General features: G+C 62.8%; 17 protein-coding genes. 6 read left to right on the top strand and 11 right to left on the bottom strand.

What is annotated here, in order from left to right:
• Positions 1 to 25: 25 nt before the first annotated feature.
• The 3 genes from cgtA to rplU form a co-directional block, all read right to left on the bottom strand.
• Entirely contained in the window at positions 26 to 1,249 is a 1,224-nt protein-coding gene (gene cgtA, locus LK03_RS09005) for an Obg family GTPase CgtA (protein WP_038412008.1), read from the bottom strand.
• Positions 1,250 to 1,436: 187 nt separating this feature from the next.
• Positions 1,437 to 1,694 (bottom strand): 50S ribosomal protein L27, encoded by a 258-nt coding sequence (gene rpmA, locus LK03_RS09000; protein WP_023533198.1) that lies wholly within the window; start codon positions 1,692 to 1,694, stop codon positions 1,437 to 1,439.
• 38 nt (positions 1,695 to 1,732) lie between these two features.
• Complete coding sequence (rplU, locus tag LK03_RS08995; protein WP_028696211.1) at positions 1,733 to 2,047, bottom strand: 50S ribosomal protein L21; 315 nt, start codon at positions 2,045 to 2,047, stop codon at positions 1,733 to 1,735.
• Between the two features lie 245 nt (positions 2,048 to 2,292).
• Here rplU and LK03_RS08990 point away from each other — a divergent pair, with 245 nt between their 5' ends.
• The 3 genes from LK03_RS08990 (at position 2,293) to LK03_RS08980 (ending at position 4,149) form a co-directional block, all read left to right on the top strand.
• Positions 2,293 to 3,261, top strand: a complete 969-nt coding sequence (locus LK03_RS08990; RefSeq protein WP_038412007.1) for a polyprenyl synthetase family protein — start codon at positions 2,293 to 2,295, stop codon at positions 3,259 to 3,261.
• Between the two features lie 150 nt (positions 3,262 to 3,411).
• Positions 3,412 to 3,753 carry a zinc ribbon domain-containing protein YjdM gene (locus tag LK03_RS08985; RefSeq protein ID WP_028631723.1) on the top strand — a complete coding sequence of 114 codons (342 nt, stop codon included), beginning with the start codon at positions 3,412 to 3,414 and terminating at the stop codon, positions 3,751 to 3,753.
• Positions 3,754 to 3,900: 147 nt separating this feature from the next.
• The gene (locus LK03_RS08980) at positions 3,901 to 4,149 is read left to right on the top strand and encodes a PA4570 family protein (protein ID WP_038412006.1); all 249 of its coding nucleotides are present in this window, start codon (positions 3,901 to 3,903) and stop codon (positions 4,147 to 4,149) included.
• 52 nt (positions 4,150 to 4,201) lie between these two features.
• On the opposite strand, the gene LK03_RS08975 is transcribed toward LK03_RS08980, so the two are convergent.
• The 5 genes from LK03_RS08975 to LK03_RS08955 all read right to left on the bottom strand — a co-directional run bounded on the left by LK03_RS08975 (position 4,202) and on the right by LK03_RS08955 (position 8,860).
• A complete protein-coding gene (locus LK03_RS08975) occupies positions 4,202 to 4,819 on the bottom strand; it encodes an FKBP-type peptidyl-prolyl cis-trans isomerase (protein WP_038412005.1) in 618 nt (205 codons plus the stop codon).
• An 87-nt stretch (positions 4,820 to 4,906) separates the two neighbouring features.
• Positions 4,907 to 5,212 (bottom strand): DUF6482 family protein, encoded by a 306-nt coding sequence (locus tag LK03_RS08970; RefSeq protein WP_038412004.1) that lies wholly within the window; start codon positions 5,210 to 5,212, stop codon positions 4,907 to 4,909.
• Between the two features lie 117 nt (positions 5,213 to 5,329).
• Positions 5,330 to 5,818 (bottom strand): TIGR00645 family protein, encoded by a 489-nt coding sequence (locus tag LK03_RS08965; protein ID WP_038412003.1) that lies wholly within the window; start codon positions 5,816 to 5,818, stop codon positions 5,330 to 5,332.
• A gap of 103 nt (positions 5,819 to 5,921) precedes the next feature.
• Positions 5,922 to 6,260 carry a hypothetical protein gene (locus LK03_RS08960; RefSeq protein ID WP_038412002.1) on the bottom strand — a complete coding sequence of 113 codons (339 nt, stop codon included), beginning with the start codon at positions 6,258 to 6,260 and terminating at the stop codon, positions 5,922 to 5,924.
• Between the two features lie 161 nt (positions 6,261 to 6,421).
• Positions 6,422 to 8,860, bottom strand: coding sequence for a Lon protease family protein (locus tag LK03_RS08955; protein ID WP_038412001.1), 2,439 nt, complete (start codon positions 8,858 to 8,860; stop codon positions 6,422 to 6,424).
• A gap of 240 nt (positions 8,861 to 9,100) precedes the next feature.
• Here LK03_RS08955 and LK03_RS08950 point away from each other — a divergent pair, with 240 nt between their 5' ends.
• The 3 genes from LK03_RS08950 (at position 9,101) to LK03_RS08940 (ending at position 12,093) form a co-directional block, all read left to right on the top strand.
• Complete coding sequence (locus LK03_RS08950) at positions 9,101 to 9,589, top strand: DUF3015 domain-containing protein (protein WP_038411999.1); 489 nt, start codon at positions 9,101 to 9,103, stop codon at positions 9,587 to 9,589.
• 76 nt (positions 9,590 to 9,665) lie between these two features.
• Positions 9,666 to 11,519 carry a DUF4105 domain-containing protein gene (locus tag LK03_RS08945; RefSeq protein WP_038411998.1) on the top strand — a complete coding sequence of 618 codons (1,854 nt, stop codon included), beginning with the start codon at positions 9,666 to 9,668 and terminating at the stop codon, positions 11,517 to 11,519.
• 82 nt (positions 11,520 to 11,601) lie between these two features.
• Entirely contained in the window at positions 11,602 to 12,093 is a 492-nt protein-coding gene (locus LK03_RS08940; protein WP_038411997.1) for a GreA/GreB family elongation factor, read from the top strand.
• Positions 12,094 to 12,099: 6 nt separating this feature from the next.
• On the opposite strand, the gene gdhA is transcribed toward LK03_RS08940, so the two are convergent.
• The 3 genes from gdhA to LK03_RS08925 all read right to left on the bottom strand — a co-directional run bounded on the left by gdhA (position 12,100) and on the right by LK03_RS08925 (position 15,894).
• Entirely contained in the window at positions 12,100 to 13,440 is a 1,341-nt protein-coding gene (gene gdhA, locus LK03_RS08935) for an NADP-specific glutamate dehydrogenase (protein WP_038411996.1), read from the bottom strand.
• Positions 13,441 to 13,681: 241 nt separating this feature from the next.
• Entirely contained in the window at positions 13,682 to 15,349 is a 1,668-nt protein-coding gene (gene ettA, locus LK03_RS08930) for an energy-dependent translational throttle protein EttA (RefSeq protein WP_038414660.1), read from the bottom strand.
• Between the two features lie 161 nt (positions 15,350 to 15,510).
• Complete coding sequence (locus LK03_RS08925) at positions 15,511 to 15,894, bottom strand: hypothetical protein (protein WP_038414659.1); 384 nt, start codon at positions 15,892 to 15,894, stop codon at positions 15,511 to 15,513.
• Positions 15,895 to 15,912 lie beyond the last annotated feature (18 nt).

The following is a 15,912-nucleotide window of genomic DNA, read 5'->3' as shown; positions in this document are numbered from 1 at the left end:
GTGTACTGCAACTTGCTGCAACCAATCAGTCGCGCACGTAAATGATTTCCGGGCCGTCTTCGTCGTCTTCGAAGTCGTCCCAGTCATCGTCGTCGCCGATGTCGTGCACGCTCTTGACGCCGGTGCGGCGCAAGGTGCGAGCGTCGTCCAGGGCTTGCAACTGGGCGCGCGCCTCGTCTTCGATGCGCTGGTCGAGCTCGGCGAGTTCGGCGGCGAACGCCGGGTCGTTGGCCAGGCGATCAGCGCGGTCTTCGAGGTAGCGCATCAGGTCGTGGCTGAGCTTCTCGGTGCCCTGCTTGGAGATCGCCGAAATCACATAGACCGGGCCTTCCCACTGCAGGCGCTCGACCACTTCCTTGACGCGTTCATCGCGCTCGTCGTCCATGACCATGTCGGCCTTGTTCAGCACCAGCCAGCGCTCACGCTCGGCCAGCGATGGGCTGAAGCGGGTCAGCTCGTTGACGATCACTTCGGCGGCATCGGCCGGGCTGCTTTCGTCCAGCGGCGCCATGTCCACCAGGTGCAGCAGCACGCGGGTACGCGCCAGGTGCTTGAGGAAGCGAATACCCAGACCGGCACCCTCGGAAGCGCCTTCGATCAGGCCGGGGATGTCGGCGATGACGAAGCTCTTCCAGCGGTCGACGCTGACCACACCCAGGTTCGGTACCAGGGTGGTGAACGGGTAATCGGCAACTTTCGGCTTGGCAGCCGAGACCGAGCGGATGAAGGTGCTCTTGCCGGCGTTGGGCAGGCCGAGCAGGCCGACGTCGGCCAGCACTTTCATTTCCATCTTCAGGTCGCGCTGATCGCCGGGCTTGCCAGGCGTGGTCTGGCGCGGCGCACGGTTGGTGCTGGACTTGAAGCGGGTGTTGCCCAGGCCATGCCAGCCGCCCTGGGCGACCATCAGTTTCTGACCGGGCTTGATCAGGTCACCGATGACTTCCTGGGTGGTGGCATCGATCACCGTGGTGCCAACCGGCACGCGCAGGAACAGGTCTTCGCCTTTCTTGCCGGTGCAGTCGGTGCTGCCGCCGTTGGCGCCGCGTTGGGCCTCGTGGTGGCGGGTGTAACGGTAGTCGACCAGGGTGTTGAGGTTTTCGTCGGCGACCATGTACACCGAACCACCGTCACCGCCGTCGCCGCCGTTGGGGCCGCCGTTCTCGATGAATTTCTCGCGACGGAAGCTCATGCAACCGTTGCCGCCGTCACCGGCCTTGACCCGAATGGATACTTCGTCAACAAACTTCATAAAAACCGCCTCTCGCCTCTCGACGAGTTGAATACTGAATAACCTTGAGGCTCTTGCGAAGATGGCGCGGCGGCCCCGTACAGCAGTAGAAACCCACGCCGGCAGCCCATACAAACAGCTTTGCAAGAGGCTCACTACAAACGAAAAAGCCCCGTCGCATGACGGGGCTTCTGGAGCGACGTCGCGATTAAGCGGCGACGATGCTCACGTAACGGCGGTTGAACTCGCCTTTCTTCTCGAACTTGATCACGCCTTCGATCTTGGCGAACAGGGTGTGATCCTTGCCGATGCCCACGCCGTAGCCCGGGTGGAATTCGGTGCCGCGCTGGCGGACGATGATGTTGCCTGGCTTGATAACCTGGCCGCCATACATCTTCACGCCAAGGCGTTTCGATTCTGAGTCGCGACCGTTACGAGTACTACCACCAGCCTTCTTGTGAGCCATGGTTCAATTCTCCAAATAAATTCAGGGGACCGAGGCGATTAAGCCTGGATACCGGTGATTTTGATCTCGGTGAACCACTGGCGGTGGCCCATACGCTTCATGTGGTGCTTACGACGACGGAACTTGATGATGCGCACTTTATCGTGACGGCCTTGCGACACGACTTCGGCAACGACGGTAGCGCCGGCGACGACTGGAGCACCGATGGTGACGGCGTCACCGTTGGCAACCAGCAGAACGCGGTCGAAGGTTACGGATTCGCCAGTGGCGACTTCCAGTTTCTCGACCTTGAGGTATTCACCTTCAGCGACTTTGTACTGCTTGCCGCCGGTAACGATTACTGCGTAAGACATGGGTATTTCTCCGATAATCCTGCTCACCCAGCGCTTTATAAGAAGAGTATTGGCTGGCATGGCTGCACGAGGCTGGAAAGGCCCGGTGCAATTGCGTAAGGCAGGTGCTGCCCAGGAAAGTAGGGTGCGCGATTGTACGCAACCGCCCTGCCCCTTGCAAGTACCGCCCCCGCGCCCGCCGCCACGCGCCTTGACACACCCGTACCCGCGACCTAGCATGCCGCGCAACCTCAATGGAGCAGCCGATGCAACCCCAATCCTTCTACCGCGCGGTGGCTGAAGACTTCAGTGCCGTCGACGAGATCATCAAGAAGCAGCTGACCTCGCGCGTGCCGCTGGTATCGAAGATCGGCGACTACATCACCTCGGCCGGCGGCAAGCGCTTGCGCCCCCTGCTGGTGCTGCTCTGCGGCAAGGCCCTGGGCCGCGAAAGCGACGACCTGCGCCTGCTCGCCGCGACCATCGAGTTCCTCCACACCGCCACCTTGCTGCATGACGATGTCGTCGACATGTCCGGCATGCGCCGTGGCCGCTCCACCGCCAACGCCCTGTGGGGCAATGCGCCGAGCGTGCTGGTGGGCGACTTCCTTTATTCGCGCTCGTTCGAAATGATGGTCGAGCTGGGCTCGATGCCGGTCATGCAGATTCTGTCGCGCGCGACGCGAGTCATCGCCGAAGGGGAAGTGCTGCAACTGTCGCGGGTACGCGACGCCAGCACCAGCGAAGAGGTGTACATGGAGGTCATCCGTGGCAAGACCGCCATGCTCTTCGAAGCCTCGACCCACAGCGCCGCCGCCCTGGCCGGTGCCGATCAAAGCCAGTGCGAAGCACTGCGCACCTTCGGTGACCACCTGGGTGTGGCCTTCCAGCTGGTCGACGACCTGCTCGACTATAAAGGCGACTCGCAAACCCTGGGCAAGAACGTCGGCGACGATCTGGCCGAAGGCAAACCGACCCTGCCGCTGATCTACACCATGCGCGAAGGCACGCCCGAGCAGGCCGCGCTGGTACGCCAGGCCATCCAGAAAGGCGGCCTGGAAGACCTCGAGCAGATTCGCCTGGCGGTCGAGCAATCCGGCGCATTGAAGTACACCGCCGAGCTGGCACGCGACTACGTCAAGCGCGCCATCGAATGCCTGGAAGTGCTGCCGGCCAGCGAGTACCGCACGGCCCTGATTGAACTGAGCGAGTTCGCCGTCGCACGTACGCACTGATTCCCCAGCGCTCCATCCTCGCGGGTGAACCCCCTGCTGCATAACTCGCAACGGGAGGTTCACCCGCGCTGCATTTGTCCGGACATAAACACTTCGCCACCAATACCTTATACAATGTGGGCCTTTCCGCCCCCTGCTTAAGGAACCGAAGTGAGCACGCTGCCCCCCTGCCCCAAATGCAATTCCGAATACACCTACGAAGACGGCACCCAGCTGATCTGCCCTGAATGCGCCCACGAGTGGTCGGCCAGCGGCGACGCCGAGGCGGCCAGCGATGAAGTGGTGAAGAAGGATTCGGTCGGCAACGTGTTGCAGGACGGCGACACCGTGACCGTCATTAAAGACCTCAAGGTCAAAGGCTCGTCGCTGGTGGTCAAGGTCGGCACCAAGGTGAAGAACATTCGCCTGTGCGACGGCGATCACGACATCGATTGCAAGATCGACGGCATCGGCGCCATGAAGCTGAAGTCGGAATTCGTGCGCAAGGTCTGATCGCGCTGTGCACGGGGCTGCCTGAAGGTGGCCCTGGCAGATCCTGCAAAGGGATCACGCACAGAATCATGAAATCCGCCAATAGGCGCTTGCTATTCTGATAATAAGAATTATTCTCATTGGAAACGCTTTCCAAGGAGAAACCCCATGACCTACCTCATCGACGCCTGGCTCGACCGCCCTCAACCTTACCTGCGCATCCTCCATCGCGAGACCGGCGAAGTCTGCGCGGTGCTTGGCGAAGACGCCATCGACGAACTGCGCGATCAGGGCGACCTCGACCTCGACGGGCTGAATTCCAGCGAACCGATCGTGCTCAAGGAACTGGTGCGTAACCTGTTTCTATTCTGCTATGCCAGAGCGTTGCGCCCGGGTGGCGCGCAATGGGGGCACTGAAAAGCGCGTTGCGGGGCCAGATGCAGCGCCCCGCGCGCAGTGAGGCGGGGAATTACAGGACGTCGAGCAGCTCGATGTCGAAGATCAGAACGCTGTGCGGGGCGATGCTGCCAACGCCCTGGGCGCCGTAGGCCAGCTCGCTCGGCACGTACAGGCGCCATTTGCTGCCGGCGTTCATCAGTTGCAGGGCTTCGGTCCAGCCGGCGATCACGCCGCCCACCGGGAATTCGGCAGGCTGGCCACGCTGGTACGAGCTGTCGAACACCGAACCGTCGATCAGGGTGCCGTGGTAGTGGGTACGCACGGTGTCGTCACGGCCAGGCTTGGCGCCTTCGCCAGTGGTGACCACTTCGTACTGCAGGCCCGAGGCCAGGGTGATCACGCCTTCGCGCTGAGCGTTTTCGGCGAGGAATGCCTTGCCAGCGCCCGCTGCCGCTTCGGCCTTGGCCGCAGCTTCAGCCTGCATCACTTCACGGATCACCTGGAAGCTGGCCGACAGGTCGGCTTCGTTGACGCGGCTTTCGGCACCGTTGAAGGCGTCGGTCAGGCCAGCGACGATGGCTTCGAGGCTGACACCCGGTGGCGGATTGTCACGCAGCTGACCGCCCAGCTGGCGGCCGATGCCGTAGCTGACGCGGGTTTCGTCGGTGGACAGATTGAGTTCGGACATTGGCTTGCTCCGCTGCCGGGCGCACGAACGCTGCGCCCTGAATGATAAAGGGCGAGCAGCCTAGCACACCCGCGCGCGGGTAATCAGCTACCAGGTCGGATGGGGCGAGATGGCGACTTTGATGTCTTCTTCGGGGTGCACGCCCATGCCGCACATCTCGTCCTGCACCGACCAGTGCACCAGATTCATCGACTCGATGGGCAGGGCCTGCAGCAGCTCGCGGGCCTCGGTTACCGAGCGCACCCGCAGGCGCTGGCCCTGGGCGTCGGCAAGTGGATGGGGTTTGCCATCAAGGCAGGCTTCGAGCAGGTAATCACCGCCCTCGATGCCGATCAGGTTGAGTTCTTCCACACGGCCAGCGATGGCCTCGAGATGAAGCTGATGCAGGTTCATGGACACACCTCTGGGCACACGGCCATGGAGGCTCATTTTTCGTACAGATCGAGGTAAAGCACAACCCGCAGCGAGCGCCGCTGGTCTGGCGGGCATGGGCCCGCCGCGGATCGATGGTCAGTGTTTGGTGAGCTTGTCCAGATAACCCATGACGAACGCCGAAACCACGAAGGTCATGTGGATGATCACGTACCACATCAGGTACTCGGTAGAGATGTTCTGCGCATCCATGAACACCCGCAGCAGGTGAATCGAAGAAATCGCCACGATGGACGCCGCGACTTTCATCTTCAGCGAGGTGGAGTCCATCTTGCCCAGCCAGCTGAGCTTTTCCTTGCCCTCGTCGATGTCCATCTGTGACACGAAGTTCTCGTAGCCGGAGAACATCACCATCACCAGCAGACCACCGACCAGCGACATGTCGATCAGCGACAGGATCACCAGCACCAGGTCGGCCTCGGCCATGCTGAATACGTTGGGCAGAACGTGAATGATTTCCTGGAAGAATTTCAGCGCCAGGGCCAGCAGGCCCAGCGACAGGCCAAAGTAGATCGGAGCGAGCAGCCAGCGGGAGGCGTACATCGCGTTTTCAAGAAAGCGTTCCATGGGGAGAGGACTCATCAGGTGGCGGGACAGCGCGGGCGAGTATATCCAGCAGGCTGTGACAGAAAAAGCCCGTGGCAGATACCCATCACTGCCCGCTGCGCGCTTACTGCTCAGGGTGGAATTGATAATCCCCAAGGTTGCGACAGCGTTCGCCGTTGATGCGGCGCAGTTGCCCCTGCAGATGCACGCACCAGATCTGCGGGTCGTCGGCGACCTGGTACCCGTGCAAGGTCAGGCTGTCGACGATGGCATTCATGACCGACTCGGCCACCAATGGCCCATGAAACGGCCCTTGGGCCTTGATCGCCGTAGGTTGCTCGCCCTGCATGCCAGCGGCGAACAGCAGCGTCCACAGGCCGTTGTCGCCGGCCAGCGGGCGGATCGAGCATTCGATACGGGTCACCAGGCCCAGGCACTGGCGGGTGAGGCTGAGGTTGCGCATGGCGGCCGCCCCTCTGATCGAGCACCTTCAGCCCCCTACCGGCAGGGCTGTTTTCGTCGTGAACCCTGAAACCGTCCTTGCTTGAGCGTAGTAGAGAGTGACTGACAGTTGGAAAACCGGCGCCGAACGGTAGCCATTCGCCTTCAGCGCCGGTTTATTGACTAGTCAGGTTTTGCCTGCGCCACCATGCTTTCAAGGCGTTCTTTTTCTGCCTCCTTGATGTCTTCCTCGCTGACCATCTCGGCAATGAAACGCAGCCGCTCGACCACCCGCGCATTGACGCTGCCTTCGGGGAATTCACCCTGCGCATCCGGGGTGCCGGCATCCTCGCCAACCAGCAGGCTCAGGGCCTCATCGGCCTGGCTGACCGCATAGACGTGGAACTGGCCGTTTTCCACCGCTTGCAGCACGCGCTGGTCGAGCATCAGCGTGGCGACGTTGGCCTTGGGAATGATCACCCCCTGCTCACCTGTCAACCCACGGGCCTGGCACAGGCGGAAGAAGCCTTCGATCTTCTCGTTGACGCCACCTACCGCCTGCACCTCACCGAACTGGTTGATCGAGCCGGTGATGGCGAAGCACTGTTTGAGCGGGGTACGCGACAGTGCCGAAATCAGCGTGCAGGCCTCACCGAGCGAAGCGCTGTCGCCGTCGACATAACCGTACGACTGCTCCAGCGCGATGCTTGCGGAAATCGCCAGGGGGAATTCCTGGGCGTAGCGACTGCCCAGATAGCCGGTGAGGATCATCACCCCCTTGGAGTGAATCGGCTGGCCGAGGTTGACCTCGCGCTCGATGTCGACGATGCCGCTGCCCCCGGGGTAGACGGTCGCGGAAATACGCGCCGGCATGCCGAAGGCCGAATCCCCCACTTCCAGCACGGTCAGGCCGTTGCACTTGCCGATGGCGGCGCCGTGGGTGTCGATGAGGATGATGCCGGCGAGCATGTCGTCCAGCACCCGTTGCGATACCCGCCCGGTGCGTGTGGCCTTGGCCCGCAGCGCGCGTTCGATGTGGCCGGCGTCGGTCATCTCGTCGCTGGCCAGTTGGCGAATGAAATCGGCTTCGCTGACCAGCTGGAACAGGTCACCGATGCGCGCCGAGAGCCGCGACTGGTTTTCTGCCAGGCGCGCGCTGTAGGTGGCCAGGCGCGCCACGGCATCGCTGGTCAGCGGCGCCATGCCCTCTTCGTTGGTACGGGTGCGCAGCAACTGGGCGAACTGCTCGAGGTTCTCGTCGACCATCGGCATGTCTTCGTCGAAGTCCACCAGCACGCGGAACATCTCCTGGAAGTCCGAATCGTGGTCCTGCAGGGCGTAGTACAGCTGGCGCGAGCCGATGATCACCAGCTTGACGCTGAGCGGAATCACTTGCGGGGTCAGGCTGATGGTCGCGACCCGGCCGAGTTCGCCCAGCGGCGATTCCATCTTCAACTGGCGCGACTGCAGGGCGCGCTTGAGGCCGTCCCAGACGAACGGCTCGCCGAGCATTTTCTCGGCTTCAAGAATCAGGAAACCGCCATTGGCGCGGTGCAGTGCGCCGGGGCGCAGTTGCCGGTAGGAGGTGTACAGCGCGCCCTGGTCGGTGCTGTATTCGATGCGCCCGAACAGGTTGTCGTAGGTCGGGTGTGGCTCGAACACCACCGGCGCCCCGCTGTTGCCGGCGTGACCGGCGACCAGGCTCGGCACGTACTGGTCTTCGAGCAGCTTGCGCGCGGCGGCGTCGGTCTTGCTGTCTTCGACCAGTTGCTCGATCACCGTACGCAGCAGGTTGAGCTGCACCGATTGCAGGTAGGCGCAGACCCCGGCGTTTTCCGCATACTTTTGCGACAGCGGCGCCAACAGCGGCTGCAGGGCCAGGGTGATGGTTTCTTCGTTGAGCTGACGCAGCTGATTGTTCGACTCGCGCTTCCACTGCGGCAGGCTGGCCAGTTCTTCGTTGAGGCGCTCTTCCAGGGCGGCGATATCGCTGTGGAAACGCTCGCGCACTTCATCAGGCAACTGGGCGAACTCGGCTTCATCCAGCGCCTTGCCATCGGCCATCGGGGTGAAGGCGACATTGCTGCTGTCGCGGTACAGCGCCACATCACGCTCCAGCGAGGCGCGCTCGATGACGTCGAGGGCGCGGTCGTAGCGCTGGTTGAAGGTGCGGTCGATGGCGCCCTTCTTCTGCTGGAACGAGGGGTGTTCGAACACCGCCGGGAAAGTCGCCAGCAGGTTGTCGATCAGGCCATGCATGTCGGCGACGAAGTCACCGGCGCTGCCCGATGGCAGCTCCAGCGCGCGCGGCTCGCGGGGGTCGTCGAAGTGGTTGACGTAAACCCAGTCGGCCGGGGTCTTCTGACGCTTGCCTTCGGCTTTCAGGTAGCGTTTGACGAACGAGAAGCGGCCGGTGCCGGGCTCGCCCATGACGAAGACGTTATACCCGGGACGCGGCATCGCCACGCCGAACTGCAAGGCCTCGACGGCGCGCTCCTGGCCCAGTACGCCACGGAACGGCTCCAGATCATCGGTGGTGGAAAAGTCGAACTGTTCAGCGGAGAAACGCCGGGTCAGGGCTTCAGGCGCGAGACGCAGGCGCGAGGCGACAGGATCGGGCATTGGGTTTCCTTAGTTCGGCGGGCAGTGCTGGCATTCTGGCGCTGCCTGCGCACGACTGGCAAGGCTCGCTCGGACTTTATGTCGCAGTCGCACACGCGCAAATTTTTAGCGATAAGCCACGCAACCTTTGCAACCGGCCTAGACTCCAAATTGCGCGGGAGGAGTAGAAAGACTTCCCGAACTGGCATCTCGCTGCCAGACCCTGACCATTGGAACGTCTACGAAAAAGAGAACAATGCTATGAAACGGATTCTTCTGGGTACCCTGTTCGCCGCAGTTTCGATCAACGCCATGGCCGAAGCGCCAGGCGGCCCGAACTGCGGTTGGGGCAACATGCTGTTCGAGGGCCAGCGCGGTACTCCGGCCCATTTCCTGGCTTCAACCACCAACGGCACTTCGGGTAACGCCACCTTCGGCATGACCTCGGGCACCAATGGTTGCTCGACCAAGGCTTCGCTGACCTACGGCGGCAAATCCTGGCTTGCCATGAATGGCATGATGAACGAGCTGTCCGAAGACATGGCGCAAGGCCAGGGCGAAGCCCTGACCACCTACGCCGTGGTCATGGGTGTGGCGCCTGAAGATCGTGCGCGCTTCGCCTCCGTCACTCACGAGCACTTCCAGCAGATCTTCAACAGCGCGGACGTCAACGCCGAGACCGTGCACACCAACACCCTCGCGGTCCTCAAGACCGACCCGCAACTGGCCAAGTACGCCACCGAGGCTTGAGTCCTGCCAACCCGCCCTGCACAACAGGGCGGGTTCGGTGCATCCTATCGGCCTCCTCCTGACCTAGTTGCCCGACATGCTCAAACGCCTTTCCCTGCTGGCGCTCAGCGTCAGCGCACCGCTGCATGCCGCACCCCACCTCGATTCGGCCCGCGCGCAGCAGCTGGCTGACCTGCCGTACTGGATCGCCCTGGGGCATTACGAAAAAGGCAAGCTGGGCGGTTGGCGCAGCTATGTCGACGACCGCAAATTCTTCCTCGCTGACGACGGCGCGCATCATCCCGCGCAAGAGCTGCAAGCGACCGTCGCGGCGCTGTATGCCCCCTCCAGCCTGGGCAACCAACATGCGCAGTGTGTATTCCCAGCGCGTACGCGCTGGCTGCGCGAGCAACTGACCCTGACCGATCTGCCGCGCCCGGACTGCAGCGAATACCGCGAATGGTATGCCGATGTCGCACCGCACAGCGCAGCGCTGATCTTCCCGGCGGCCTACCTGAACAGCCCGTCGTCGATGTTCGGCCACACCTTGCTGCGTATCGACAAAGCCGATACCCACAGCAACGAAACCTCGCTGCTGAGCTACGCGATCAACTTCGGCGCGTACATCGAAGGCAGTGACAACAGCATTCTGTACGCCTGGAAAGGCCTGGCCGGCGGCTACCCCGGCCTGTTCGCGCTGATGCCTTACCAGGACAAGCTCTCTGAATACCGCAGCCTGGAGAACCGCGACCTGTGGGAATACCAGCTGAACCTGACGCCGGAAGAAACCGGGCGCATGGTCGAGCACGTCTGGGAACTCAAGCAGGTGCAGTTCGACTACTTCTTCTTCGACGAAAACTGCTCGTATCGCCTGCTCGAACTGCTGCAGGTGGCACGTCCGTCCCTCGACCTGACCTCACAATTCCCCCTGACCGCGATTCCCACCGATACGGTCAAGGCGGTCAAGCAGTCGGGCCTGGTCGCCGACACCCGCTACCGTCCGTCCCGCGAGCGCGAACTGTTGGCCCGGGCAGAACCGCTGGATGCCGAGGAACAGCAGCAGGTGCTGGCGCTCAGTGCCGACACCGCGCAATTGCACAGTCCAGGCTTCACCGCCCTGCCGCGCGAGCGCCAGGCGCTGGTGCAGGACGCCGCCTACCGGCTGGAGCGCTACCGCGCCAATGGCCAGGAGCGTGATCCGGCGCAAGCCACTCGCAGTTTCGAACTGTTGCGGGCGATCAACCGTAATCCGCCGCCGCCCTTGCAGATCGAAAAACCCGGCCTGCCGGAAGAAGGCCATGAGTCGCGTACCTGGCAACTGGGCGTCGGCACCCGTGATGACCGCGCCTACGCCGAATATGGCCTGCGCATGGCCTACCACGACCTCAACGACAACGCCTATGGCTTCCCGCTGGGCGCGCAGATCGAAATCCTCCAGCTCAAGCTGCGCCAGTACGAAGGTAATGACTGGCAGGTGCAGCGCCTCGACCTGGCCACCATCCGCTCACTGACCCCGCGCAACGCCCTGCTGCAACCGTGGTCGTGGCAAGTGGCCGGTGGCCTCGAGCGGGTGCCGGGCAAGCATGGCGATGAGGTGCTGGTCAGCCACGTCAATGGCGGTGCCGGTGGTACCTGGCAACTGGCCGACGAGGTGCTGGGTTTTGCCCTGGGAACGGCGCGGGTCGAACACCACAATGACTTCGCCGAGTTCATCTCCCCCGCTGCCGGTTTCAACACCGGCGTGCTGTGGCGCAACGGGCTGGGCAACCTGAGCCTTGAGGCCAAGGGTGATTTCTTCACCAATGGCGAGGTACGGCGCAGCCTGAGCCTCAACCAGCAGTGGGAGCTGTCGCGCAACCTGGGCCTGCGCCTGAGCGCCAAGCGTGAGTTCAGTCACCTGACCTCGGCGCAGAACGAGGTCATGCTGGAAATGAAGTGGTATCACTACTGAAAGGCCGTGTCCGCGTCGCTTACGGACATTCGGCGAAACCCTCGCTCTGCGAGCATGGTCTTCTCTCTACAGGAGGCCATCGATGAGCCGAGCATTCGTCAACGAAGACCACGCCGCCGCCCAGGCCAGCCAGCCGGTCGAGCGGCGTGTCAGCGACCAGCCCAACTACGTCACCGCCAATGGCCTGGCACAGTTGCAGGCGCGGGTCGCGACCTTGAACAGCGAACACGCTCAATTGCAGGCGCAGGGCGAGCGCGCTGACAAACAGCGCCTGGCCGACAACGAGCGGGATTTGCGCTATTTCAATGCGCGAGTGTTGAGCGCCCAGGTGGTGCCTGCCGCGACCTCCGGTGACACGGTGCAGATCGGCAGCCAGGTGACTTTCGTCGATGAGCATGACCAGCAGCAGGTGGTGCGACTGGTCGGCGAAGATGAAGCCGATGCCGGCCGCGGGCTGATCAACTGGGGCTCACCCCTGGGCCGCGCCCTGCTTGGCGCGGCGCCAGGAGATGAAGTGATCTGGAAGCGACCGGCGGGTGATCTGTCGATCGAAGTGCTCGAGATCGGCAGGTAGTGCGGCTTACACCACCCCTTGCGCCAGCATGGCATCGGCCACTTTGACGAAGCCTGCGATGTTCGCGCCTTTCACGTAGTTGACGCTGCCGTCGGCCTCTTCGCCGTAGTGCACGCAGGCATGGTGGATCGACTGCATGATGTTGTGCAGTTTGTTGTCCACCTCACCTGCGGTCCACAGCAGGCGCATGGCGTTCTGCGACATTTCCAGCCCCGACACGGCAACGCCACCGGCGTTGGAGGCCTTACCCGGGGCGAACAGCGTGCCGGCCTCGATGAACAGATCGACCGCATCGAGGGTGGTCGGCATGTTCGCGCCCTCGGCGACGCAGAAGCAGCCATTGCCGAGCAGGGTGCGGGCATCCTCCAGGTTCAGCTCGTTCTGCGTGGCGCAAGGCAGGGCGATGTCGCAGGGCAGCGACCACGGCGTCTGGCCTTTGCGGAACTCCAGGCCCAGCTCACTGGCCAGCGCACTGAGGCGCCCGCGCTTGACGTTCTTTAGCTCCATCAAGGCATCCCACTGGGCATCGTTGAGGCCAGCTTCGCAGTACAGCGTGCCTTCCGAATCGGACAGCGAGATCACCTTGCCGCCCAGATCCATGACCTTGCGCGCAGCATACTGAGCCACGTTGCCGGACCCGGAAATCGCCACGCGGTGACCGTCGATGCGCAGCTGTTTACGCTTGAGCATTTCCTCGGCGAAATACACACAACCATAGCCGGTGGCCTCGGGGCGAATCAGGCTGCCGCCATAGTTCATGCCCTTGCCGGTGAGCACCGAGGTGAACTGGTTGGCCAGACGCTTGTACTGGCCGAACAGGTAACCGATTTCACGGCCGCCGACCCCGATATCACCGGCCGGTACGTCCACATCGGCGCCGATGTGGCGATACAGCTCGCTCATGAAGGCCTGGCAGAAGCGCATGACTTCGCCATCGCTCTTGCCCTTCGGGTCGAAGTCCGAGCCACCTTTGCCACCGCCCATGGGCAGCGAGGTCAGCGAGTTCTTCAGTACCTGCTCGAAGGCCAGGAACTTGAGCACGCTGAGATTCACCGACGGGTGGAAGCGCAGGCCGCCCTTGTACGGGCCGATGGCGCTGCTCATCTGAATGCGGAAGCCGCGGTTGACCTGCACCTTGCCCTGGTCATCGACCCAGGACACACGGAACAGCACCGCACGCTCGGGTTCGCACATACGTTCGAGAATGCCCGACTGCAGGTAGTGAGGGTTGGCTTCGAGGAAGGGCCAGAGGCTGCGCAGCACCTCTTCGACGGCTTGGTGGAATTCGGGTTGGGCAGGGTCGCGCTGGTGCAGGCGGGCCAGGAAACTGTCGACGGATTCGATCATGCTAGACATCTCACCAAGAGGAGGAACTTGTTGATTTTTTCCCGACTCTAGCAAGAGCAACCGCACTGCAAAAGTGCACAATGTCGTTTTAATGAAAGTTTTTTGGTGCGTTTATATAAATGTATACAAAATTCGATCTGCTCTGAGCCCCTGATTCCCCGCCGGATCGGATTATGGTCCAATAAGCCAAGCACAAAAATGGGGCCGATCATGGCCCCATTTTCGTGCAACCGCCGGCTAATTACTGGGCCAGCTTCTTGTGACGCACGCGATGCGGCTGGGCTGCCGCGTCGCCCAGGCGTTTCTTGCGATCGGCTTCGTACTCGGTGTAGTTGCCTTCGAAGAACACCACGTTGGAATCGTCTTCGTAGGCCAGGATGTGCGTGGCCACACGGTCAAGGAACCACCGATCGTGGGAAATCACGATGGCAGCGCCAGGGAAGTCGAGCAACGCTTCTTCCAGCGAACGCAGGGTTTCCACGTCGAGGTCGTTGGACGGTTCGTCGAGCAGCAGCACGTTGCCGCCCTCTTTCAAGGTCAGCGCCAGGTGCAGACGGCCGCGCTCACCACCGGACAGGTCCTTGACGAACTTTTGCTGGTCGCCGCCCTTGAAGTTGAAGCGCCCGACGTAGGTGCGCGACGGAATTTCATAGTTGCCGATGCGGATCTGGTCGGAACCGTCGGACACCTGCTGGAACACCGTCTTGCTGCCGTCGAGGTCTTCACGGCTCTGGTCGACACACGCCAGTTGCACGGTTTCACCAATCTCGATGCTGCCCGAGTCCGGCTGTTCCTTGCCCATGAGCATGCGGAACAGCGTGGATTTACCGGCGCCGTTACCACCGATCACGCCGACGATGGCGCCCTTGGGCATGCTGAACGACAGGTTGTCGATCAGTACGCGGTCGCCATAGCCCTTGCTGACGTTCTTGAACTCGATGACCTTGTCGCCCAGGCGCTGGCCAGCAGGGATGTAGATCTCGTTGGTTTCGCTGCGCTTCTGGAATTCCTGCGACTGCATTTCCTCGAAGCGTTGCAGACGTGCCTTGGACTTGGACTGACGAGCCTTGGCACCTTTGCGCACCCACTCCAGTTCTTCCTTCATGGCCTTTTCATGGGCGCTTTGCTGCTTGGATTCCTGGGCCAGACGGTCGGACTTGGCTTCCAGCCAACCCGAGTAGTTGCCCTCGTAGGGAATGCCGGCGCCACGGTCGAGCTCGAGAATCCAGCCGGCGACGTTGTCGAGGAAGTAACGGTCGTGGGTAATCGCCACCACGGTGCCGGGGAAGTCGTGCAGGAAGCGCTCGAGCCAGGCCACCGAGTCGGCGTCCAGGTGGTTGGTCGGTTCGTCGAGCAGCAGCATGTCGGGGGCCGACAGCAGCAGACGGCACAGCGCCACACGGCGCTTCTCGCCACCGGAGAGGTGTTCGATTTTCGCCTCCCAGGCCGGCAGGCGCAGGGCGTCGGCGGCGACGTCCAGCTGGCGTTCGAGGTTGTGGCCGTCGGCCGCCTGCAGAATGGCTTCGAGCTTGGCCTGTTCGGCGGCCAGTTTGTCGAAGTCGGCGTCCGGCTCGGCGTAGGCTGCGTAGACTTCGTCCAGACGCGCCTGGGCGTCCTTGATCACGCTGACCGCCTCTTCGACCACTTCACGCACGGTCTTGCTCGGGTCGAGCTGCGGCTCCTGGGGCAGGTAGCCAACATTGATGTCGGGCATCGGACGGGCTTCGCCGTCGAACTCCTTGTCGACCCCGGCCATGATCCGCAGCAGGGTCGATTTACCGGCGCCGTTCAGGCCCAGCACGCCGATCTTGGCGCCGGGGAAGAACGACAACGAAATGTTCTTGAGGATTTCGCGCTTCGGCGGCACGACTTTGCTCAGCCGATGCATGGTGTAGACGTATTGAGCCAAGACCAAGCCCTCTCTCTGATAGGTAAGGACATCGACGGGCGCGCAGGCAGGGCCTGGTCCCGGAATGAAATAGATGTCGTGGAACGAAGCGGGCCATTCTACGCCAAGTCGTGACCTTGCACAGATGGCCCGACGAAGCCGGACAGCGCCGGCGGCGCGGTTCAGCCCCGGCTTTTGCGCCGGGTGCCACGCGGGGCCCGGTTGCCGCCGCCTTGCTCGGCCAGTTGCGCGGCCCAGGCCGCCTTGACGCTGAAGGCCGGAGCCACGCTGGCGCTGGCGGGCTGCACGGCAGCACGCGGTGCGTGGCTGGCCGGCGCGTCGGAACGCGCAACCGCGAGCGGGGCGGTAATGGCCTTGGCCGCTCTGGCCTGCTGGCGCAGCTCGGCCAGCGAGGGCGTCCTGGCCACGGTGGTGGCAGCCGGCTTGAGCAGCGAGCGCTGGCACGACTTGCACGACACCTCGTCGCTCACGGCAGTGCTGACCAGCGTCTGGGCGCGCCGCCCGCAGGCGGCCTCCAGGCCATTGGGGGAATAGTGGGTAACCAAAACAGGCTTCTCCAGGAA

Source organism: Pseudomonas cremoricolorata, from assembly GCF_000759535.1.
Classification (GTDB): Bacteria; Pseudomonadota; Gammaproteobacteria; order Pseudomonadales; family Pseudomonadaceae; genus Aquipseudomonas; species Aquipseudomonas cremoricolorata_A.
Note: the sequence above shows the minus strand (reverse complement) of the source record. Positions and strands in the feature narration are given on the sequence as shown.

Bases quoted from the DNA above. Each gene is read 5' to 3' on its own strand.
- rplU (WP_028696211.1), bottom strand. From the start codon at position 2,047: ATGTCTTACGCAGTAATCGTTACCGGCGGCAAGCAGTACAAAGTCGCT.
- LK03_RS08965 (WP_038412003.1), bottom strand. From the start codon at position 5,818: ATGGAACGCTTTCTTGAAAACGCGATGTACGCCTCCCGCTGGCTGCTC.
- LK03_RS08955 (WP_038412001.1), bottom strand. From the start codon at position 8,860: ATGCCCGATCCTGTCGCCTCGCGCCTGCGTCTCGCGCCTGAAGCCCTG.
- LK03_RS08960 (WP_038412002.1), bottom strand. From the start codon at position 6,260: ATGCGCAACCTCAGCCTCACCCGCCAGTGCCTGGGCCTGGTGACCCGT.
- LK03_RS08970 (WP_038412004.1), bottom strand. From the start codon at position 5,212: ATGAACCTGCATCAGCTTCATCTCGAGGCCATCGCTGGCCGTGTGGAA.
- LK03_RS08990 (WP_038412007.1), top strand. From the start codon at position 2,293: ATGCAACCCCAATCCTTCTACCGCGCGGTGGCTGAAGACTTCAGTGCC.
- rpmA (WP_023533198.1), bottom strand. From the start codon at position 1,694: ATGGCTCACAAGAAGGCTGGTGGTAGTACTCGTAACGGTCGCGACTCA.
- gdhA (WP_038411996.1), bottom strand. From the start codon at position 13,440: ATGATCGAATCCGTCGACAGTTTCCTGGCCCGCCTGCACCAGCGCGAC.
- cgtA (WP_038412008.1), bottom strand. From the start codon at position 1,249: ATGAAGTTTGTTGACGAAGTATCCATTCGGGTCAAGGCCGGTGACGGC.
- LK03_RS08945 (WP_038411998.1), top strand. From the start codon at position 9,666: ATGCTCAAACGCCTTTCCCTGCTGGCGCTCAGCGTCAGCGCACCGCTG.
- LK03_RS08975 (WP_038412005.1), bottom strand. From the start codon at position 4,819: ATGTCCGAACTCAATCTGTCCACCGACGAAACCCGCGTCAGCTACGGC.
- LK03_RS08940 (WP_038411997.1), top strand. From the start codon at position 11,602: ATGAGCCGAGCATTCGTCAACGAAGACCACGCCGCCGCCCAGGCCAGC.
- LK03_RS08950 (WP_038411999.1), top strand. From the start codon at position 9,101: ATGAAACGGATTCTTCTGGGTACCCTGTTCGCCGCAGTTTCGATCAAC.
- LK03_RS08980 (WP_038412006.1), top strand. From the start codon at position 3,901: ATGACCTACCTCATCGACGCCTGGCTCGACCGCCCTCAACCTTACCTG.